Genomic DNA, 19,587 nt, shown 5'->3' with positions numbered 1-19,587 from the left:
CAATCCCGACTTTGTGCTGGCTCTGTATCCGATAGATCGTTAGGATTGAGCAGCAGCTGCCACTTTACGTCATTCTCGGCTTACTACTTAAGATAATTGCACTTTCATAAGTTAATAAATTTATTATTATGATGACCAAAATCCAAGTTAAAGAGTTAAGAGAGAATATTTCGCCGCTCCGTAATTGGGACAGTGAAATGCAGATGTTCTATGATGAGACTAACAATGTTAGGCGTTTAAAGTTAACGGAAGTGGGGCTAAATGCGCCGATTGAAAATCCTTTTGTTCTTGCTGGGATTGCGACCCAAAGCGGACTCCCGGCGTCGAGCGAAGAATCTCTCCGTGATTTACTTAAAATCCAAAGATCTGCTAATGAAATCAAGTTCGAATATCTTTCTAAAGGAAGCTACGAAGATGCTTTGGGGTCAGAGAGGATTTCAAATTTTTTGGTATGGATTTTAGACAACGATATTTATATTCATTACTCTTTTATAGACATCCTTTACTGGTCAATTCTGGATATTGTCGAATCACTAATGCCTGGAGATCCTCTTGGAATCATTCCGTTTCATCTAGAGATTAAATCGGAACTTCATTATTTTGTGAGTAAGAATTCATATGAATTCATGCAATTGTTGGTTAATTTTAACTATCCAAATATAAAGCGGTCTGAGGTTTCTAGTTTCCTTAGTGAAATTTTACGATTCTTGGATTCCCAAGTAGTTGAGGACCGAAGTCTTGCAACACCTATATTAAAACAGACGATCAGAAATGCTTCAAAAATTAGAGGGCTAGAGCTACCTTTCTTGCATGATGATGAGCCGGGGGAGTTAATTAAAGATTTTAGTCCTCATTTTTTACACCGTTTGTATCTATTTAAAAATGCTTCCCATACTTTTGATAGAGAAACGCATATAGAGAAGGTGCTATCAAAAGTGGAAGTCTATGACGGATCCAAAAGGCTGGATTATATATTTTTGAACTCAAAGAGCAGCATCGGTGTTCAGATATCTGATGTGGTAGCAGGGCTAATGGGAAGGCACTTTGGTTTTGTTAGTCAGAATTCATTGCCAGTCTTACGACAGAAAAAGAAGAGCTTCTCTCAAGCTCAGTTAAAAACTCTTGAGCTATTGCGATTACTAATTGATCGTTCCAATGCTTTCAGTGAGGGTTTACTTCATTCTGTTGCGCCGTTGGAAACTTTGCTTAGAAATGATGCGTTTCTACACGATAGATCAGTGCCTGATTTTTTGGGATAGTATGACAATTATGAAGAATGCGATTAAAGTTACTAGATATGGTGTTGTGACCTGCCCGTCCTTATCGGTCGTGGGTTATTGTTGGGAGCGGGCATCCATGAACAGCAGAGCCACATTGAGGAAGGCAGGTCAAAACATCATGCCATCTCAGTTGGTGGTCAACCCCCCATCGACGGCCGAAATTGATCCAGTAATCCAACGTGCCTGATCCGACCCTAGAAACACTGCTGCTCCGGGGGACTGTATGATTGTCGCCGATAACGAAACATCTGTTGATCTTCTGTATTACGAAGCCATTGCTCATACCGTAGTGCGTCTGGTTAATGAGAAGTCGGATGAACCGCTGACAGTTGGCGTTCACGGTGACTGGGGCGCAGGGAAGTCAAGTGTGTTGATGATGGTAGAGGATGCTTTTGCCGACCGTGAACGTGTCCTCTGCGTGAGATTCAATGGATGGTTATTTCAGGGGTATGAGGACGCGAAAGCCGTCCTTATCGAGACAATTGTAGAGGAACTGCTGCGGAGCCAGTCAGCATCGACCCGAGTTGTTAACCAGGCAAAAACGGTTTTGCGTAGGGTTGACTGGATGAAGTTTGCGCGCAGAGTCGGTGGTGTGGCCTTCACTGCAGCGACCGGTGTCCCGCATCCGGACACGCTGAAGGAACTCTACGGCGCTGCATCAAACCTGGTTGGAAAGTCGGCTGATTCGATCACCCAGGGTGATCTCCGGTCAGTCGTCGAGCAGGCCGGACAATATCTGAAGGAAGCGGAACCTGAAACTGAAACTGCACCGCAGCAGATGCATGCCTTTCGAGAAGAGTTCGAGGAGCTTTTGCGCCGCGCTGATATCGATCGTTTGGTTGTGCTAGTAGATGACCTGGATCGTTGTCTTCCTGAGACCGCAATTGAAACTCTGGAGGCCATTCGCCTCTTCCTATTTGTGCCTAAGGCAGCATTCGTCATCGCTGCCGACGAGGGCATGATCGAATATGCTGTGAGGCAGCATTTCCCAGACCTTCCGGTGGCTGCTGGGCCAGCAACGTATGCGAGGAACTATCTCGAAAAGTTGATTCAGGTGCCATTTCGTTTGCCATCGCTAGGGTATGCTGAGACTCGTATCTATATCATCCTTTTGCTTGTGTTGAACGAATGCGGTGAGCAGTCGGATGAGTTTCAGAAATTGGTTGCCTTTGCGCGCCAGGTTCTGCGACGCCCATGGAAAGGTCCGGGACTCGATCGAAACGGCGTTGCGGAGGCGCTAGGGACCGTGCCGCCCTCGGTAGAGCGAGCCCTCGATCTTGCGTACCGGATCGCGCCTATCCTGACTGACGGTGCACGCGGCAATCCACGGCAGGTGAAGCGGTTTATCAATACGATGGTGTTACGCCTCGCAATTGCGGAGGAGAGGGGGTTTGGTGATGACCTCAATCCAACTGTTCTGGCGAAAATCATGCTGGCGGAACGCTTTGCGCCGGAGGTTTATGATGCAATTGCGCGAGGATCAGCAGGGACAGGGGCCTCTGAGGAGTTGGCCGAGCTTGAAGCTGTAGTTCGTGGTGACAGGCAAGAACCGAAGGATGCTGAGGGCGGTAAGAAAAAAGATACAGGGAGCGACGTGGCCCTCGAAGCATCGGCATTACCAGATTGGCCTAATCTGGAGTGGGCCAAGCAGTGGGCCATGATCGATCCATCACTTGCTGAATACGATCTGAGGCCCTATGTCTTCGTAACTCGTGATAGGCGCAGCGTTTTCGGCGCGGTCACGTCGCTCGGGGAACTTGATGAGCTACTCGCTAAGCTTAGCGGTCCACCGCTTCAGGTGCGACAGGCAGCTGCGGAGGTGGCGCGTCTGCCTGGCTCCGAAGCCGAGCAGCTTTTTGACGCCTTGCGAGCCAAAGCCACTGTAGCGGAGGACTTTAGTGAGCAGCCAGCCGGTGCGCTAGGTCTCGCAGTAATCTGTCAGCATCATTCGTTTTTGCAGCCTTCCCTCATTGCCTTTCTAAAGGGGCTGCCGGTTTCCAAGCTAGGCCCGTGGGCTGTAACCGGGTGGACGAATGCATTGACGTCGGAGGATGTGAAGGTGGAATTCAAGACGCTTCTTTCAGAATGGGCTGCACAGGATGACAATAAACCCTTGCAGGTCGCGGCCAAGGCAGCGAGGCAAATGGGTAGAGGCGGGGAGAGACGCTAGTGGGGACGTCAGGATCTTTTGGTGGCTCAAAGACCGGGCTGGTGCCAAGCTGGGTTGATGATCCACCTGCTGTGCCGGTAGCAGCACCCGAAGGCGGTGAATCGCCTGACGGTAATGGTGATAGTGACGGTGAGCTGCCATCACCTATCTATCCTCCATTACAGCCCCCGCCCCCGGGCACGGGACTTGGTCAAGCGCGCGGCAGCCTTACACGGGGAGCCAGAACCTCTGACGGCAACGCTATTCGTCGCGGTGCCGGGCGATATGTAGCCGCGAGTGGTGGTGGAAGGGGTGCTTCGCGCCGCATGCCTAACTCACGGGCTACAGCCGGTGGTGTTGCTGGTCTAGTTCGCACTTTTGCTACACAAGGGCCTGCTGAGGCGTTGAAGCCATTCAACCTTCAAGAACTTGCAGGTGCGCCAGCCGTAGATGTATTCGTCGCGTTGACAGAAGCATTGTGTCCGCCGGGAGGGACGATCGATGAGGCGATAGCGCGTGATGCGATGCTCGAAACCATCGCAGCACTGGCAGCCGAGGGCATCGGCAATTTTGACGAGATGGTGCCGGCCGATCTTCAGGAGTTCTTTATCGGCGTTGTTAGTCGATCTATCGAGGGTAAGATATTGAACGAGGTTGGTACGAACAGCATTCGCGTCTCGTCCGATCTCACCTCAGTAGAGCGGGCGCAGCGTATGTTACATGAGTTCGTCGAGGGTTGTGTTCGAGACAGGTTTTCGTCTTTTGGATCCAGCCTGGCCGATGTGAGTGGCCAACAGATTGATAACTTCGTTTTCGATCTTTACGAGGCCGCATTTAACCTTATGCACGCTATGGGTGATGCGTCATGAAAAGGTTTAGCCTGATTGGACGACTTGGTGCCGATGACAAGGCGAACGTTCGGGTTATCCAGAGAGACTCTGCGGAACATGAGATCAACTTCCTGAATGCTGACAGGAAGATTGACTTTGGAATTGGGCACGCACTCGACCAACTGTCCTCACTAGGGCTGGAGCCAGCAGAGGAAGCTGTGGACCTTGTGCTGCTCGCCGCTATGGTCAACGCCGGTGATACACGTGTGTCAAGGAAGATAAATGCTCAGGATGGCTGGACCCGTGAGATCGATCTATATGTGCCAGTTTCAGACCCGCCTATGTGGACGCGGCTATCTCGACGGCTTGAATCGCTTTTGAAATTCCTAACCGGTGACCGTTGGCGACTCTTCTTCCGAGCTCGTCCGGAACGGATGTCATCGATCGTTGAGCCAACCGAAAGTCTTTTGCTCGATGGCTTTGACGAGGTTTGTTTATTCTCCGGCGGGTTGGATAGCTTGATTGGTGCGATCGATCTTATCGATGACGGTAAGTATCCCCTCCTTGTTAGTCACTACTGGGATGCAGAGACAGCCAAGGCCCAAACCTATCTCCTTGAGCGTATACGGCGACGGTTTCCCACCGTTGAGCCCCAGGCTATTCGGGTGCACCTCGGGTTTGATCATAACCATCTGGATACCGGAGAGGTTGAGGAAACCCAGCGTGGTCGGTCTTTTTTGTTTTTCGCTCTAGCGTCTCTGACGGCCTCAGCATTCCAAAAGCCGGTAACTGTGAATGTGCCGGAAAATGGTTTGATTGCACTCAATGTTCCGCTAGATCCTTTGAGGTTTGGTGCGCTGAGCACGCGAACGGCACATCCTCACTTCATTGCAGGTATAAACCAGTTGCTTGAAGCTATCGGCATCCAAGCAACGCTTTTGAACCGGTATCGACACAGCACGAAGGGGGAAATGGTGAATTCTTGTGCGGACCTGGATTTTCTTAGAGAGGTAGTCGGCAATTCGATGTCGTGCTCGTCTCCCGCCAAGGCGCGTTACAAGAAACTTTCACCGCGCCACTGTGGCTACTGTGTTCCGTGCCTTATTCGCCGAGCTTCCTTAAAGGCTGGACTTCGGTCGAGCGATCCCACGCTTTATACTGTTTCGGACCTCGCAGCGCAAACCCTCTTTACTGACAGGTCGGAAGGTGAACATGTAAGATCATTCCAGCTTATGGCCAAACGATTAGCCGATCGGCCGGAACTAGCCGACATTCTGATTCACAAGCCCGGCCCGTTAACAGCCGCGCCGGCTGAGATACCTGATTATGCCGAGGTTTTCCGACGGGGTGTCTTGGAAGTAGCTGAACTACTTGATGGCGTTACCGCCAGACCGAGTCGATGATATGCGTCCTGAATTTGTGGATTTTCATTGTCACCTAGACCTATATCCTGATCTGGAGGGTGCGATCGCGGAGTGTGAGGCACGGCAAACGGCAACCTTGGCAGTCACCACTACCCCCAAAGCTTTCCCGCGAAACAGGCAGTTGGCGAGTAATAGTGAGTTCGTCCGTGTAGGGTTAGGTATTCACCCTCAACTGGTTGCTGAGAGAGCCCATGAGTTGAACTTGTTTGAACAGCTCCTTCCAGAAACGCGATATGTCGGAGAGGTTGGTCTGGATGCTGGACCGCATCACTATCGGTCATTCGATCAGCAAAGGGAGGTTTTCCGCTCAATACTTTGTCTTTGTGCGCGGGCAGGAGACAAAATCCTAAGTGTGCACAGTGTTCGATCTGCGAAGCATGTTCTTGATCTGGTCGAGGAGCATCTACCAGCCGACCGAGGGAAAGTAGTCTTACACTGGTTCACAGGAACTGTGTCGGAGGTGCGGCGTGGTGTTCAGTTGGGGTGTTATTTCTCCGTGAACGAGCGGATGCTCAGTTCGCAGAAGGGGCGGCGTATTCTGTGCGAGATTCCTGATGATCGGTTGCTCACGGAGACGGATGGCCCTTTTGTAGAAAGATCTGGCCGGCCCGTGGGACCGGGAGACGTAAAGCCGGCGCTTGGAGAAGCGGCTAAGATTAAAAACATAGGTATAGAAAATTTGCAAGATCGTGTCCTGAAGAACTTGAGGGATATTTTAAAGGTAAGCTCCGCTAAGGATCAGTGAGGCAGATAACGTTTAATCTGTTTCGTTCATTAATGCTTGCTGCTGGGGTCCCACGTTTATCTTTATTTTTTCACCTCGCCCAGAACGCAACGTCTGTTTTAATGTGGTGGGCGGCACTCTCTTGTCTTCCGCTGAGGTGTGGGCATTGCTGGCAAAAAGATCGGCCTGAAACTCATAGGACATAGGAGAGAGATCATGAAGCTGAGTGCAAGATCGTTATCCAAACTCAAAGGCGTAAAGCCTATTACCATGTTGACCGCATACAATTGTCCCGTGGCACGAAGCCTTGAAGAAGCTGGTATCCCGGTGATTCTGGTAGGCGACACTGTGGGTATGGTAGAGATGGGATTTGAGAGTACGCGGCAAGTCACCATCGAGCACATGGAGTATCACATTGGTGCTGTTCGAAGAGGCGCCCCGGATACGCATATCATTGGCGATCTTCCGTTTGGCACTGATAAAGATGCAAACACTGCTCTAGTGAATGCCCGGCGGTTGATTGCGGCCGGAGCGGATAGCGTAAAACTTGAAGGGCCCAATGTCCCCGCGATCCAGTGCTTGGTTCAAGGTGGGATACCGGTTGTTGGTCATGCCGGTCTATTGCCGCAGACGGCAAGTAGTTTCAAGCAGGCAGGTAAAACAGCGCCAGAAGCCCAACAAATTATGGAAGGCGCGAAAGCAATTGAGGGCGCCGGGGCGTTTATGGTGGTTTTGGAACATATACCTTACTCATTAGCCGGGCGGATTACGCAAGCACTTTCAGCCCCGACGATCGGTATTGGCGCGGGGCCTGATTGTGACGGTCAGGTACTGGTTATTAATGATGCGTTGGGACTGGGTGACTATTGGCCACCTTTCTCAAAACAATATGCTTATGTCAGCCAGACAGTACTGGATGTAGCGCGCGCCTTCTCGAAAGAAGTTGAATCCGGAGAGTTCCCGAACAATATCATTCGAATGACTGGGACCCATTGGAAGTAGATGGCAGTGACGGTGCTTCAGAAGCCACCTTGCTGTAGTTCATAAAGGAGAATCAACTGTGACCCTATCGACGATCCTTTTATTCATACCAGCGAGCTTTGCTTTAAACATGGCTCCTGGGCCAAACAACCTTCTTTCAATGGCGAATGCCAAACGTTACGGCATCAAGGCAGCCTGTTGTGCTGGCATTGGTCGGCTTGTTGCTTTTGTGGGCATGATTACTCTTGCAGCTACGGGTTTGGCAACGGTGCTGTATACGTCGGAGAAGTTATTTCTCGCCATAAAAGTCGTCGGCGGACTATATCTGCTTTGGCTGGCTTTCCAGCTTTGGACAGCTGATCCAACCGGTGCCGATGATGAGTCACCTGCGGGTAAAAATTTGCTCCAACTGGCGAAACAAGAATTTCTTTTAGCGGCTGGTAACCCAAAGGCCATTTTGATTTTTACGGCCTTTCTCCCTCAGTTTGTCGACCCGTCAGGTTCAATAGGACTCCAGTTCTTGATTTTGGGTGCTCTTTTTCTGATGCTTGAGTGGATAGCGATAAGCACGTACGCCTTCTTTGGTAAGGGATTGCGCCACTGGTTTTCTCGTCCAGCTATGCGTCGACTATTCAATAGGATCTGTGCTGGATTTCTTGGGAGTGCCGGAGTCGGATTGCTATTGGCTCGCCGTGAGTGAGCTAACTAAGCGCGTAAGGCTCCTGATTGGGAACGACAGTTACCTCTTGCTTCCCGCACCGTTAACTCACGTAGCATTCATCAATGCCCCAAATTGGTTGGATTTGTCATAATGTTTGGCTTTCTAGCTTGTTAGCCAGATGAGCAACCTCTACCACACCCAGACTTAGTGCTAAATCATGATTCTCTAGGCTGCGTATCGGAATCCAGCGTGCATCCAGGGCATCATCCCCAGCAACGGGCTCACCGGCAATCCATCGACATAACACTGCTATAAGCACAAAGTGCTGTTGGATTTGTCCAGAGTCATCACGGCCAAAGACGTCTACAGCAGTGAACGTGTTTACAGCGTGTGCCTGAATTCCCGTTTCTTCATATAGTTCACGTATTGCTGCGCTTTCAATAGTTTCGCCGAAATCTATCTTTCCTCCGGGAAACCCCCAGAACTGAGCATCTGGTGGGTTCTTTCGGCGGACTAGTAACACGTTGCCATCTCGAATCACCGTAGCAATTGTTGCAGGGATCGGGCGCTGCAAAGAGCTGGGGCCGGGTTTGTGTGAGTTTTTCTCCATCAGTTCATACTCCTAACACCAGGGTTGGCTTTTGGTCTGATCAAGCTTGGGGTGCTACCTCCGCAGGACTTTATCCATACCCATGGTGTTCAACGAGTTGAACTGTCGTCACTGCAAACCGAAGTAGATTCAGCTCCACCGAGCCAAGCGCGATGCAGATTGCGGGCGGTACCTGAATTACCATTGCGCAAGGCCCCGCTGTAAACCAAGACTCGATGGTCCAAGCATTCCCTCACACATCACCCACTCGGTCTCGCAGGATATTTTCCAGTATATCTTTGGCTTCCATGGCTGCGTTTCGGTTCCCCCGAACATGAGCCATAGATATAGCCCCCTCCTTGAGCAAAACAATCAGGTTTGTGAGCTCGTTTGTTAATTCCTCTGAAAGAGACAATTCGTCGACATGCTGTCTAATTAAGGCCGTCACATCGGCTTTGTGTCCTGCACAAGCCTGATGGATGGCATTGTCTCGGTCACCAAATTCAGCACAGGCATTAATAAAGAAACAACCATTGAAGTGGTCGATCTCCGGCACACGATCATGAAACCAGTCATCCAGGGCATTAAATAACTCCAGAATAGCAGCCTTGCCTGCGGAGACCTGCTCCAGCCGTGAGGCCAGCCAAGCCCTGTAATTGCGGTCACGGTACTGGATTGTGGCCCCTATCAGATGCTCTTTGCTGGGAAAGTGATGGTAAAGCGTTTTCTTGGCTATGCCGGATTCTGCCAGTACAAGATTTACACCCACGGCATGGATGCCCCGGGAGTAGAACAATTGAAAGGCAGTACGAACCAGCTCTTCTTGCTTGTCCATGAATACAGAACCTGCGTTAGTTAGCCCAGACTCTTGCATATTGACACGGGTAGACAATACTGTCTACCCTGAGTAGACCAATCTGTCTACTGGAGACTTACTGATGTATCAACGCCTGACCACCTCACGATATTTTGTTCCTCTGCTGGCCGGCCTGGGAGCCATGCTGTGTATTACCACCCTCGGAAGCCTGGGCAGCGCTTTTCAGTCTTCTGTCTGGTTGATGGCGCCCTTTGGTGCAACGATGGTAATCCTGTTCGGGTTGCCGGAAAGCCCGCTGGCACAGCCAAGAAACATCATCGTTGGTCATTTGTTGACCGCCGCGATCGGCCTTCTTGTGGCTACCTTCGCGGGCGTTACACCATGGTCTATGGGGTTGGCAGTAGGGTTAGCCGTATGCTTGATGTTGTTGACCAAAACAACTCACCCACCGGCTGGAGCCAATCCGTTAGTTGTTATGGTGGCCGGTGAACACTGGGATTTTTTGCTCATGCCCGTAGGGGCAGGTGCCGTTCTCATTGTGGTATTTGGGGTTTTTTACCACCGGCTTATTTCCGGGCATCGCTATCCGACGCACTGGTTGTAAGTCTGTCTTCCTACTACATACCGGTCAGGGGTTGTGAGTTGACCAGTTCCCGGAGTTTTTCACTTAAGGGGTTTCCCTCCTTGCTGGCCATCAGAAGTGGCTGAGAGCAGCACTCACCCGCCAAAGGTATGGTGATCAGGCCGTGAGCCATAGACGCAGCACTGGCAGGAAGGATTGTGATGCCGATACCGGCTCCAACGAAACAAAGCGTACTGCCAATATCGGGTACCTCTAAAACACGGCTTATGGACATCCCTGCCTTGTCTGCTAACGTCTCCAGTTGTCGCCTTAGAAAGGTTCTTTGGGTGGCTGGTTGGAGCAAAATTCGTTCGCCGTCAAGCTCCTTGAAGTTGATTGATGATCTTTCCTGCAGCCGATGGCCTCGGTTCAGGATCACAAAAAGCGGCTCATCTCCCAACCTGGAAACGGACAAGCCAGACAAAGAGTCTTCATTCAGATCAGCCCGGAGTATCGTGGCATCAAGCTTGCCGGCTTTAAGCGCCGTGATATGAACAAGGGCATTCCCTTCAATTATTTCCAAATCCAGCATTGGGCGTTCGGTGAGTAGGTGAGCCAGAGCCGACGTGAGGGTTGTGGAGAAGATCGCGCTAGCCGAATAACCAACGCGCAACGTTCCTATGTCACCATGGGCTGCCTGCCTTGCAATACTGACGCTTCGATGCGTTGCACTGAGTACCTCCAGACTTTCTCCGAGAAAGGCTTCGCCGGCTTTTGTAAGTTGGACTCCCCGGGTATTCCGCTCGAAAAGCTTTACGTCCAGAGTTTCTTCCAGTGCTTTGATGCTTTGACTCAGCGGTGGCTGGGTAATATGCAATCGCTCGGCAGCTCGTCTGAAGTTGAGCTCTTCCGCAACCGCCACAAAATGCTTGATCTGTTTCAGTTCGACCATCTCATACATCCCTCCCTTCAGTAGAGAATACCCTGATTTATGACCCAGGGCTCTGTCAGATCCTGTATCACTGCGATACTAAAACCGACATTCATTCGGGCTTGGTTCCCACGTAGCTTATTCCTGTCTGGAAAGGAATAAGTCATGCGTACAGTCTTGATTATCGGATCGCTCGGCGCTTTTTTTAACTTGTATCAGCTGCAGGCCCTGTACCCACAGTTGGTGGATCGGTTTGGTACAACGTTATCTGAGGCTGGCTGGCTAAATATGGCGTCGTTGCTGGGGATGATGATAACTGCGCCGATAACCGGTGCGATGACCAAACACGCCAGCCCTTCTAGGCTCCTGGTATTGGGGTTCCTGGCACTGGCGACGCTTAATGCTTCGGCTGCCTTTTCTACGAGTCAGCACTGGCTTTTCATACTGCGGCTTGGCCAGGGAATCGTTATTCCATTTCTTTTGACATCAACAATGAAGCTGGTCTCAACCCGCCCCGGGAGCTTGGTGCCGCTGTATGTTACCGGAACGATTGTGGGTAGCACATTCAGTCGGATGTATCCTGCGTGGTCAGTTGATGCAATTGGCTGGGAGCTGGGGTTCCTGAGTTCGGCATGCCTGATGGTGCTGTCCGCAGTGACGATTCACTTTCTTTCGGATGCCTCCGGCGCTGCGCCAGCGAACGGCTTCGAGCGGCATCAGGTTCCGCAGCAATACGCGAGACAAGCCTTCGCCGACCGCACGCTGTTCGTTGCGTATCTCGCAGGATTCGCACTGCTTTTCACGCAAAGCGCGGTTTTCACGGCACTCGGTCTGCGGCTTTCCCAAGAGCCGTATCTTTGGGATTCAGAGCAGATTGGAACGATCTATTTAGCTTGCCTGCCTGCACTTTTTTTCGTTCTTACTTCGCGCTTCGTGAGGCGCTACATGAGCGAAACAGCGCTGACAGTATCACTGATTTCGTTGATATGGGTATCGCTCTGGATGATCGGCGGAACCAGCACGTCCATCATTGTAGGCGTTGCGCTGTTCGCCACAGGAACATACATGTTTCAGACCGTGACGACGCGGTTGTTAAGCAGCTCTCGCAAAGTGCCGGTTGCAGTGGCAACCGGAATCTACCTCTCTTTCTATTACTTGGGCGGCGCTATTGGTGCAAGTCTCGCGGCTTATGCATTTGCTGCATCGTCCTGGAACGGAGTTGTTGCGTGTATCGCGATAACCCAGGCATCCATCTTTTGGCTGGTTCTTTGTGTGCGACATAGTTCCTTAATGTAGCGCACAAAAGAGTTGAGATGTTGATTTTGATCGCCCTTTCTCTGGGACTTGAGCGGATAGTGATATGCGCCTACGCCTTCTTTGGTATGGTATTGAGCCACTGGTTTTTTCTTCCGGCTATGCGCCACTTGGTCAACAGGATCTGCGTCAGATTTCTTGGGGATGCCGGGGCGGGCTGCTACTGGCTGAGCGTGAGTGAACTAACCTATCGCGTAAGGCGGTGTGGGCTTCGCTCAGCGTTATGTTTCTGAGTCATCGAGATTGGAGTAATGATGAATTTAGATGGGTTGATTGTGCGGGAAGCAAGGGATAGTGACTATCGCTCTCTCGTTGCACTGGAACAGAAAGTGAATGATGCCGAGCGACCGTATAATGCATCTCTGAAAGATAAAGATGCCTATTACTACGACATCGAAAAGCTGATTTCGGATCGTGATAGTCGGTTGGTCGTTGGAGAGGTGTCTGGCGATATCGTCGCTACAGGGTACGTTCAATTGCGCCACTCAAAGCCTGCCTTGGACCACGATAAGCATGGATATTTGGGATTCATGTATGTGGCAGAGGAGTATAGAGGGCTCGGGCTAAACAAGGTTATCTTGCAAGATTTGGTCAGCTGGGGTCAACAACGAGGAGTGGTAGACTTCTACCTTGACGTGTACGCGGAGAATAACTCTGCGGTTCGAGCGTATGAGAAGTTTGGCTTTCGTGGTTCTCTGCTCGAGATGAAGTTGAATCTTGAGGGTTGATTCAAAAAATAACTATTGCAGCATGCGCACCCTTTCCGTTGTGCCTTCAGCTCCATTCCATAGGCGCATGCTGCAACCATTAGTCTGTTTGCGAACGAGAGCCTTAATACGTCAGGGATGCTGCAGCTATGAGTTCAGTGAAGATCAGGTACCCCGAAGAAAGAGATCGAGCGTTGGCTGTAGAGATGTTACGAGATGCTGAAGTGATGCGGTTTCTTGGGCCTCGTCGCCCCCTCTCACAGATAGAGGCAATGGATTGGTTTGACGACGCGCTACACAAACCTTCCCGTTTTGTTATTGCTGATGCGAAGACAGATGAGTTCGTTGGTTTCTGTGGCCTTAAAAAAATCAATGATATGTGGGATTTCGGTTACTTCCTCCGGTCGGAGTTTTGGGGGCGCGGAATAGCAACCGAAGCCTGCAGAATAGCTATTGAGCGGCTATCGAATCAAACTGATTTCTCGAAAATCCAGGTCTTTATTGCCGACGACAACAAAGCGAGCAAACGAGTAGCTGAAAAGCTTGGATGGAATAGAACACAGTCAGGTTACAACAACGGTGAATTTGGTCATTTTTATTTGATTGCGCCGTAAATTCAGTAAAGTGTCAGAAGTGTAGTGTGAGCGACTGCTTTTGGTAGTTCGGATGACATATTGGTCCTCATTAAAGTGGCTGCACATTCCAACCATGTTCAGTCCCAACCAAACAATCTGTAAGTCCGATGTTTTTTAGAAATGTGTCATCATGGGACACCACGACCAACGCACCGTGGTAGTTACGTGACATGACTTCTAAAGCTTGTACTGAGCGCAAATCAAGGTGATTGCTCGGTTCATCAAGTAACAACAGTTGTGGTAGTGAATCGGCGTAGAGTATGCAGGCTAGAGCTCCCTTCAGACGCTCACCGCCACTTAGTGACCCGCTGGGGGTTACTATTTTCTGTGCATCAAGCCCCAATTGAGCTAGGCGCATACGTAAGTCCCTTCCGGTAGCTGTACGGTTTGCTGCTTGCAACTGTTCTAATACCGTCTTCTCTGGACTCAGGTTTTCTAATCGCTGATCAAGATATGCGCTTTCTGGTGTCATCTTGGCTTCCCCGGCCACAGGAGCAACTTGGGAGGCGGGCCGGTTTATGGATCAGGCGGAGACAGCCCTCGGGTAGACCCGTACTGAATGTCCTGCGGGCTGGTCAGCTCATATTGTCGTCTGCCTGATAACTGATAAACCGGAAACAGCCTCGTATGCCAAGGTAAGAGCCATCAGAATGATTAAGCCACCTCCGATACGGTTTACGATTTTAATACTGTCCACATTAGCAAAAAGGCGGGAGCTTACGCTGTGCGCAGTTACAACCCAGACACTATCGATCGCAATACCCAACATGATAGGTATCATCGAATACATGAGCAGGACGTTTGTGGGGCTCGCAAGATTACCGCTGAGAAAGCTGGGGACTATGGTTCCAAACATGATGAAAGCTTTGGGGTTGGTTATACCGACTATCACTCCAGCAGTGAGCGGTGATTTTCTCTTTGTTGGCTGTTCGGCTGCAACCGGGCTCGCGTCTTTCGAAGCTACAAGATATCCTATGCCGATAAGCAGCAAGGCGATCGCACCCAGCATTCTGATAGCAGACAAAGCGAAATCGGACTTCAATATTAGAGGGCCGAGTCCAAACGAGAGAAGTATCGCAATGCTCAACATGCCAATTGCATTGCCGATCACGCCACGCAACGCATGACTTCTACCCTTCATGATTACCTGCCCAATAAAAAGCATGATGCTTGGGCCTGGTACAGCAATGAGTATCGAGCTGGTTATAATTAGGCCCAGTATCCCACTGACAGATACCCCAATATCTTGCATGTAAATATTCCCTTTGATGTGCGTGTTGCCCCGCTCATCGTGCCTCTGAGCGGGGCAACAGCCTATTGTCTTGACTTCCCTATTTGGCTGGCCGGCGAGAGCAACGCCAATGTCGGTTGTATACTAAGCGCTTCTACTACCTCTTTGTCGGTCATTAACGGATAGCAATCATCTAAAAATTCATCTAACACAGGCAGCATGCTTCGCCGCTCATTAAGCCCAAGCGCACACGCAAAAGCGTTGAAAGCAACATTCTTATATTGATCCGGGTTGGTTTCCTCATCTACGTAGTCATCGAGATCCCACCGGCCTATCAAGCTCTCTTGCATATGGAACTGATCCACTTCGACGCCGTCACGGAAGACGTGGAAAACAGGGTGGATATAAGCACTTCTGGATGAATCAAAATGATCTGCGGGAAGCGTAAAGTAATGTGTTGGCAGCGTCCCATCACCATAGCGAGAGAAACCGTACTCGAACACAACCTCTACGTAGGTTTTAATCCCACCCCATCGCTCTCGATTATATTGGCGTGGGAATGGTGGCCAAACCTTGACATGTACAGCACCCGTGCCATCATCGTATTCGAACGTAACCATACTACCGAAATAACTGTAAAGCTCGAACAATGGCATTGTAGTACTGACCATACTGACCAGGTATTCGGCGAGGGAGGTAAGTCCACTCGAAGCTTCGTTTGATGGTAGCGTACATACGAATAGGGGCTCAAGTGGCATGCCCTGTTGTTCGGCGATGAGATGACCAAGTGCCTGTATGTTGCAGCGGAACCCATGAACAAATCCGGATGCTGCGTCTGGATCGTTTATGCGCGTCGGAGCACCAATGAAGTATAAATTGGGTTCGTTGATAGATTCCCATCTTGAATTAAGCAGGCAATATTTACCTGCTTTATCGCATTCTGGACGGACACTCTCCATGTCAAATATACTCGTCATGGTATAGTTGAATCCACAGCAGACAATAATTTCGTCAACAATTCCTGTTCGACGCATCCAGCGAGGCGGAGTCCAATGAGGGCATGGTGTCTCGTAACGAACCAAAAGCCTTCCGCTATGTTTTCCGCCTGATATTCGGCTTACCTCAACGATCCGGTCACTGACGATGTTGTTATTAGACTTCAATTGCATTAAATCAAAGACATCAGATACTTGCCCACGTATATCGTGTACATTGTGTGTTTGGCGTGCAAATTTTGGCAAGGATCGAGTTACGATTCTTGTTTCCGCAGTTATATTTACAAGGTGATGTGCAATTTCAAATGCCGAATTGCCGCGGCCAAGCACCACGACAATCTTGTCTTCGTAACGCTCGTTGGCTTCCTCTGGATTGAAATCTTCGTAAAACGTACATGTGTCTTGGTTTAACCCTTTGATGTTTGGAAGAATAGATTCCGATCTACCCGTTCCGCAGAAGATTCTATCTGAAGTGAAGTCAAGTGTGTCTGACACCTGAACAAAAAACCTCCCATTATCGCATACACGCGATATGCGCCGCACTGGTGAGTTTGTGCGAATTGCGGGCATTAACCCCATATTATCAGCAACATATTGGAGATACTTTTTATACGTTTTGGCCGAGGGCCAGTGCTCTGATGTCCACTCGGTAAATCGGAGCATTGCGTCCTTCTGAATGTCTTCAGCACTGATAGTGCTTAGCGTATGCCAATCATAGCGCATTCGATACGTGTGATCCTTACCGGGCACAAACTTTTTGTTTAGAGAAATAAGCTGGCCACATACAGGTAATTTATCCCACTGGCCACCAACAGCCGGACTGGCTTCAAGCAATAAGTAATTGATGCCCCGCTTCTTAAACTCGAGTGCTAAATTGAGGCCCGCTGGGCCTCCACCAATGATTATATTAGGATAGTGGCGAGTCATGGTCTATCTCCTTTTCAGACGCATTACTGAGTGGGTCAAACTACAATTATTTTGGCAATTTCAAAAAAGCATTTTTACTTTAAGACTATGAGTTAGCGCGAGATTTTGGGGCTTAATTTAGCTTTTTCTATATTTAAGATAACTTTATTTATTAAATCTGAAAGGGCTTTATTACACCCAGCTATACATCCATTGCCTTAGTGCTCGCTATACGGCGTCGCCAACCGATGTAGAAAGGGTTATCGAGCAAGACCAAGAAGCTCTCATGTATGTGCTTGGTCTCTCAGAAACAAAGATGCTATTACCCCTAGCCCGCTTATGATTAAGGGCAGAATCAACGCGAATTGATAACTCTGAAGACTTGGGCCAGTTCCTTTTTCTGCAACAGACACGATATCCAGAATGATCCCAAAGCCCGATTGAACCAAAGCTGCTGCCAAGAATGCACCCATATTTACAAGCGCTGTTGCAAACCCGACGTTCTGCAGGGCTACCGCCTCCTTGGTGGCCGAAAAAATCACGCTTACCTGTCCTCCTGAGAGTCCCAACAGTACAAACAGAACCATTGCTCCCCACCCAGGACTCCATTCAGCAAAAGCCATTACGCCCCATACAGTCGCCGATATCAGTGCTGCCGCAACAATTACCGGCTTCTTCGCTCCAATACGGTCAGCTGCCCACCCTGCAAACAAAGAGCCCACACCGTAAACAATAAGTGCAATAGTTGCGTACTGTGCGGCTTGTGTAGGTTGCAGGCCGAAACCGTCTATTAAGAGTGGCGCAGCCCACAACCCTAGAAATGCATACAGGGTTCCATTAGTGGCAGCTACACAAAGAAAAAGCAGCCATACTTGGCTGGATCGCAGTACGCCCCGATTTCCCTGCAGTAATTGATGTACTATTGCCTTGGATTTCGTTGAGTGCTCTTGTCTTCGCTTAGGGGCATCTCGACAGAAAACAACAAGACAGGTGGAGGCCAAAAACGTCAGGCCACCAAAAAAGAGAACAATATCTCTCCAGCTGAACCAGTTCAGTAGATGCGCGGTCGGGCTCTGTGCTATCACACTCCCCAGTGCAGCCAGAAGCATCGTTGTGCCCATGACGAGCGAATGGCGATCTGAGGAAAACCAAGTAGCGTTGTAAGTCATCAGTGCGACGAAAACTGCAGATAACCCAAGCCCCATCAGAGCTGACCCCACGAGCAAAACCACTAGATTTGGGGCAAAACCAAAACACAAAGCACCTATCGACGTTACAGTCCCCCCGATAAGCCCACCATTTCGCACCCCAACCGAGTCGGTAAAAATGCCAGCGGGCACCTGCATCAGTGTGTAAACCCAGAAGTGCATTGATGCCACAATACCTAGTGCAGTGGCTGTCAAACTGAGTTCTTGCTGCATACTCCCCGACAATGTCGCGGGCGCGAAACGGAAAAAGAAGCCACTGATGAAAATGCTAACAAGTAGGCACCAACCTCCCCATTTAAGCCAGCTCGTCGGAACCAAAAGGGGCGCCCCAGCAACGGTACGAGTGCTATTCATACCCCGCTTCCCTCAGTCTTGACCCGACGAGCGCTGAGAAGTAAGCAGCAATCGGTTCAACCGGTGTGTAGTGTCCCTGCACTTGATTGCTCAACCCTTCCAGTTGGTACTCGCAAATCTGATCATCCTCAAGAATCACTTGATCGAGACGTTCGAAATAGAGCGGAGCAATATCATTGAAATCGCTTCGAGCAAGAGTTTCCTCATGGAACGCGTAACCAACATTGACACTAGTGCGAGTGGCTGAAATGGGTGTCTTCTGAATCCACCACATGACTTCTGGTGCGGTTACAATGAAGAAGCCCGGCAGAATGACGCAGAAATGGGTGCCCTCTGCGGCTTCGCCGATAATGTCACGGGGTGGTGAAAAGGCGAGGTTGCGCTTTTCAGGGAATAGCGCTGGCGAAAGCGAATTTTTATGGTAGACACCAAACCAATTACGGTCGTGCTCTATCGGCCTAACCGGTTGACTGCCAATCGACCGACTGTGGATGAAGTTCGTATGGAGGGTTTCCATATCTACCTCAATGTACAGCTTCCAGTTCGTCGTCAGTGTGTAAGCCTTTTCTTGAACACAGTGCATTCTCTGGATTTGGTGTGGGAGGGCGACTTTGTCGATGTAGTTACCGAGATAGGCGTCAAGCGGGACCTCGTTCTCGGCATTCAGGTTAATGAACACCAAGCCTGCGGTGACTTCACATTGAACGCTCACCAAATTGAGTTTTAGCCCTGGAAGGTCACTTCTAGTCACGCACCCCCCCAAACCGGGAGCGCTTATCAAATTGCCGGATGTGTCATAAGTCCACTCATGAAAAGGGCATTTAAACTGGGTGTTTTTCCCGCATTTTTGTGTTGTCAAAGGAGCTGCCCGATGCCGACAGCTGTTCAGAAATGCTCTGATTGTGCCGTCTTCACTGCGAACAACGATGACGCTGCGCTCCAAAAACCGACGTGTGACAAAACTTCCGGTATCAGGAATGGAAGACGACAAGCAGACAAAATGCCATGCTGGAAAATGAATAGCTTGCAGTTCGCGTTCGAACCATTCGCCCTGGGTATAGCATTGAGGGGGAAGCATTTTTGAGAGATCTGCTTGAGCAACTCCGCCCAAACTTCTGCTGCCAAGGGAACTCGTCATTGCTGTCATAGTCGCGTCCATGTGTTTGTTTCCAAAACCAGTGGAGCAGAGCGTACAAAGGGACACAGGTAAGTTGGAAACGAAAAAACTTGTCTGGGGGTATCAACTTATTCGATACTCGATCAGCGTTCCTTTTTGTCCATTCGATTGC

At 50.0% G+C, this 19,587-nt stretch carries 19 protein-coding genes; 11 read left to right on the top strand and 8 right to left on the bottom strand.

All coding sequences use genetic code 11. The annotated features are described in order from the left end of the window. Positions 1-128 precede the first annotated feature (128 nt). The 7 genes from ABIE59_RS11295 (at position 129) to ABIE59_RS11265 (ending at position 8,088) form a co-directional block, all read left to right on the top strand. Positions 129-1,259 (top strand): DUF3800 domain-containing protein, encoded by a 1,131-nt coding sequence (locus tag ABIE59_RS11295; RefSeq protein WP_354446925.1) that lies wholly within the window; start codon positions 129-131, stop codon positions 1,257-1,259. 244 nt (positions 1,260-1,503) lie between these two features. After that, positions 1,504-3,450 carry a Qat anti-phage system ATPase QatA gene (gene qatA / locus ABIE59_RS11290; RefSeq protein ID WP_091704480.1) on the top strand — a complete coding sequence of 649 codons (1,947 nt, stop codon included), beginning with the start codon at positions 1,504-1,506 and terminating at the stop codon, positions 3,448-3,450. After that, on the top strand, positions 3,450-4,298 hold the full coding sequence (gene qatB / locus ABIE59_RS11285; protein ID WP_342351335.1) for a Qat anti-phage system associated protein QatB: 849 nt from the start codon (positions 3,450-3,452) through the stop codon (positions 4,296-4,298). Before qatA ends, qatB begins: the two co-directional genes overlap by 1 nt. Further along, a complete protein-coding gene (qatC, locus tag ABIE59_RS11280; RefSeq protein WP_091704471.1) occupies positions 4,295-5,662 on the top strand; it encodes a Qat anti-phage system QueC-like protein QatC in 1,368 nt (455 codons plus the stop codon). Before qatB ends, qatC begins: the two co-directional genes overlap by 4 nt. Continuing rightward, positions 5,634-6,428, top strand: a complete 795-nt coding sequence (gene qatD / locus ABIE59_RS11275) for a Qat anti-phage system TatD family nuclease QatD (protein WP_306821720.1) — start codon at positions 5,634-5,636, stop codon at positions 6,426-6,428. The genes qatC and qatD overlap by 29 nt, the downstream gene beginning before the upstream one ends. Before the next feature lie 195 nt (positions 6,429-6,623). Beyond that, positions 6,624-7,409, top strand: coding sequence for a 3-methyl-2-oxobutanoate hydroxymethyltransferase (gene panB / locus ABIE59_RS11270; protein ID WP_178974614.1), 786 nt, complete (start codon positions 6,624-6,626; stop codon positions 7,407-7,409). Positions 7,410-7,467: 58 nt separating this feature from the next. After that, entirely contained in the window at positions 7,468-8,088 is a 621-nt protein-coding gene (locus ABIE59_RS11265) for a LysE family translocator (protein WP_091704462.1), read from the top strand. 106 nt (positions 8,089-8,194) lie between these two features. Here the strand turns inward: ABIE59_RS11265 and ABIE59_RS11260 are convergent, their stop codons facing one another. Together ABIE59_RS11260 and ABIE59_RS11255 are read right to left on the bottom strand one after the other, a co-directional pair. Further along, the gene (locus ABIE59_RS11260; RefSeq protein WP_091704460.1) at positions 8,195-8,659 is read right to left on the bottom strand and encodes an NUDIX hydrolase; all 465 of its coding nucleotides are present in this window, start codon (positions 8,657-8,659) and stop codon (positions 8,195-8,197) included. A gap of 232 nt (positions 8,660-8,891) precedes the next feature. Beyond that, positions 8,892-9,473 carry a TetR/AcrR family transcriptional regulator gene (locus ABIE59_RS11255; RefSeq protein ID WP_091704457.1) on the bottom strand — a complete coding sequence of 194 codons (582 nt, stop codon included), beginning with the start codon at positions 9,471-9,473 and terminating at the stop codon, positions 8,892-8,894. A gap of 103 nt (positions 9,474-9,576) precedes the next feature. Here ABIE59_RS11255 and ABIE59_RS11250 point away from each other — a divergent pair, with 103 nt between their 5' ends. Next, positions 9,577-10,059, top strand: a complete 483-nt coding sequence (locus ABIE59_RS11250; protein WP_177187053.1) for an HPP family protein — start codon at positions 9,577-9,579, stop codon at positions 10,057-10,059. Between the two features lie 13 nt (positions 10,060-10,072). Here the strand turns inward: ABIE59_RS11250 and ABIE59_RS11245 are convergent, their stop codons facing one another. Then, the gene (locus ABIE59_RS11245; RefSeq protein WP_354446919.1) at positions 10,073-10,969 is read right to left on the bottom strand and encodes a LysR family transcriptional regulator; all 897 of its coding nucleotides are present in this window, start codon (positions 10,967-10,969) and stop codon (positions 10,073-10,075) included. A gap of 144 nt (positions 10,970-11,113) precedes the next feature. Between ABIE59_RS11245 and ABIE59_RS11240 the strand changes: the two genes are divergently transcribed. The 3 genes from ABIE59_RS11240 to ABIE59_RS11230 all read left to right on the top strand — a co-directional run bounded on the left by ABIE59_RS11240 (position 11,114) and on the right by ABIE59_RS11230 (position 13,583). After that, positions 11,114-12,244, top strand: coding sequence for an MFS transporter (locus tag ABIE59_RS11240; RefSeq protein WP_354446917.1), 1,131 nt, complete (start codon positions 11,114-11,116; stop codon positions 12,242-12,244). Positions 12,245-12,513: 269 nt separating this feature from the next. After that, positions 12,514-12,990, top strand: a complete 477-nt coding sequence (locus tag ABIE59_RS11235) for a GNAT family N-acetyltransferase (RefSeq protein WP_354446915.1) — start codon at positions 12,514-12,516, stop codon at positions 12,988-12,990. Positions 12,991-13,118: 128 nt separating this feature from the next. Next, positions 13,119-13,583: a GNAT family N-acetyltransferase gene (locus ABIE59_RS11230; protein ID WP_354446913.1), complete on the top strand. Its 465-nt coding sequence runs from the start codon at positions 13,119-13,121 to the stop codon at positions 13,581-13,583. A gap of 70 nt (positions 13,584-13,653) precedes the next feature. On the opposite strand, the gene ABIE59_RS11225 is transcribed toward ABIE59_RS11230, so the two are convergent. The 5 genes from ABIE59_RS11225 to ABIE59_RS11205 all read right to left on the bottom strand — a co-directional run bounded on the left by ABIE59_RS11225 (position 13,654) and on the right by ABIE59_RS11205 (position 19,457). Next, complete coding sequence (locus ABIE59_RS11225) at positions 13,654-14,076, bottom strand: ATP-binding cassette domain-containing protein (RefSeq protein ID WP_091704446.1); 423 nt, start codon at positions 14,074-14,076, stop codon at positions 13,654-13,656. Between the two features lie 108 nt (positions 14,077-14,184). Then, positions 14,185-14,856 (bottom strand): LysE family translocator, encoded by a 672-nt coding sequence (locus tag ABIE59_RS11220; protein WP_354446910.1) that lies wholly within the window; start codon positions 14,854-14,856, stop codon positions 14,185-14,187. A 62-nt stretch (positions 14,857-14,918) separates the two neighbouring features. Continuing rightward, positions 14,919-16,757, bottom strand: coding sequence for an NAD(P)-binding domain-containing protein (locus tag ABIE59_RS11215; protein ID WP_354446908.1), 1,839 nt, complete (start codon positions 16,755-16,757; stop codon positions 14,919-14,921). Between the two features lie 263 nt (positions 16,758-17,020). Beyond that, positions 17,021-18,298, bottom strand: a complete 1,278-nt coding sequence (locus ABIE59_RS11210) for an MFS transporter (protein ID WP_354446906.1) — start codon at positions 18,296-18,298, stop codon at positions 17,021-17,023. Beyond that, on the bottom strand, positions 18,291-19,457 hold the full coding sequence (locus tag ABIE59_RS11205; RefSeq protein WP_354446904.1) for an aromatic ring-hydroxylating oxygenase subunit alpha: 1,167 nt from the start codon (positions 19,455-19,457) through the stop codon (positions 18,291-18,293). Before ABIE59_RS11205 ends, ABIE59_RS11210 begins: the two co-directional genes overlap by 8 nt. Between the last annotated feature and the right edge of the window lie 130 nt (positions 19,458-19,587).

It is taken from the genome of Marinobacter sp. MBR-99 (assembly GCF_040547575.1).
In the GTDB taxonomy this organism is placed as follows: Bacteria; Pseudomonadota; Gammaproteobacteria; order Pseudomonadales; family Oleiphilaceae; genus Marinobacter.
The sequence above is the reverse complement of the archived record's forward strand: the minus strand, read 5'-3'. Positions and strand labels throughout refer to the sequence as shown.

What these genes read in the sequence shown, in the direction of transcription:
- qatC (WP_091704471.1), top strand. Translation starts at nt 4,295, where the DNA reads ATGAAAAGGTTTAGCCTGATTGGACGACTTGGTGCCGATGACAAGGCG.
- ABIE59_RS11245 (WP_354446919.1), bottom strand. Translation starts at nt 10,969, where the DNA reads ATGGTCGAACTGAAACAGATCAAGCATTTTGTGGCGGTTGCGGAAGAG.
- ABIE59_RS11220 (WP_354446910.1), bottom strand. Translation starts at nt 14,856, where the DNA reads ATGCAAGATATTGGGGTATCTGTCAGTGGGATACTGGGCCTAATTATA.
- ABIE59_RS11205 (WP_354446904.1), bottom strand. Translation starts at nt 19,457, where the DNA reads ATGGACGCGACTATGACAGCAATGACGAGTTCCCTTGGCAGCAGAAGT.
- ABIE59_RS11225 (WP_091704446.1), bottom strand. Translation starts at nt 14,076, where the DNA reads ATGACACCAGAAAGCGCATATCTTGATCAGCGATTAGAAAACCTGAGT.
- ABIE59_RS11260 (WP_091704460.1), bottom strand. Translation starts at nt 8,659, where the DNA reads ATGGAGAAAAACTCACACAAACCCGGCCCCAGCTCTTTGCAGCGCCCG.
- ABIE59_RS11250 (WP_177187053.1), top strand. Translation starts at nt 9,577, where the DNA reads ATGTATCAACGCCTGACCACCTCACGATATTTTGTTCCTCTGCTGGCC.
- ABIE59_RS11215 (WP_354446908.1), bottom strand. Translation starts at nt 16,757, where the DNA reads ATGACTCGCCACTATCCTAATATAATCATTGGTGGAGGCCCAGCGGGC.
- qatA (WP_091704480.1), top strand. Translation starts at nt 1,504, where the DNA reads ATGATTGTCGCCGATAACGAAACATCTGTTGATCTTCTGTATTACGAA.
- ABIE59_RS11235 (WP_354446915.1), top strand. Translation starts at nt 12,514, where the DNA reads ATGATGAATTTAGATGGGTTGATTGTGCGGGAAGCAAGGGATAGTGAC.
- ABIE59_RS11295 (WP_354446925.1), top strand. Translation starts at nt 129, where the DNA reads ATGATGACCAAAATCCAAGTTAAAGAGTTAAGAGAGAATATTTCGCCG.
- ABIE59_RS11240 (WP_354446917.1), top strand. Translation starts at nt 11,114, where the DNA reads ATGCGTACAGTCTTGATTATCGGATCGCTCGGCGCTTTTTTTAACTTG.
- ABIE59_RS11230 (WP_354446913.1), top strand. Translation starts at nt 13,119, where the DNA reads ATGAGTTCAGTGAAGATCAGGTACCCCGAAGAAAGAGATCGAGCGTTG.
- ABIE59_RS11210 (WP_354446906.1), bottom strand. Translation starts at nt 18,298, where the DNA reads ATGAATAGCACTCGTACCGTTGCTGGGGCGCCCCTTTTGGTTCCGACG.
- ABIE59_RS11255 (WP_091704457.1), bottom strand. Translation starts at nt 9,473, where the DNA reads ATGGACAAGCAAGAAGAGCTGGTTCGTACTGCCTTTCAATTGTTCTAC.
- qatD (WP_306821720.1), top strand. Translation starts at nt 5,634, where the DNA reads ATGGCGTTACCGCCAGACCGAGTCGATGATATGCGTCCTGAATTTGTG.
- panB (WP_178974614.1), top strand. Translation starts at nt 6,624, where the DNA reads ATGAAGCTGAGTGCAAGATCGTTATCCAAACTCAAAGGCGTAAAGCCT.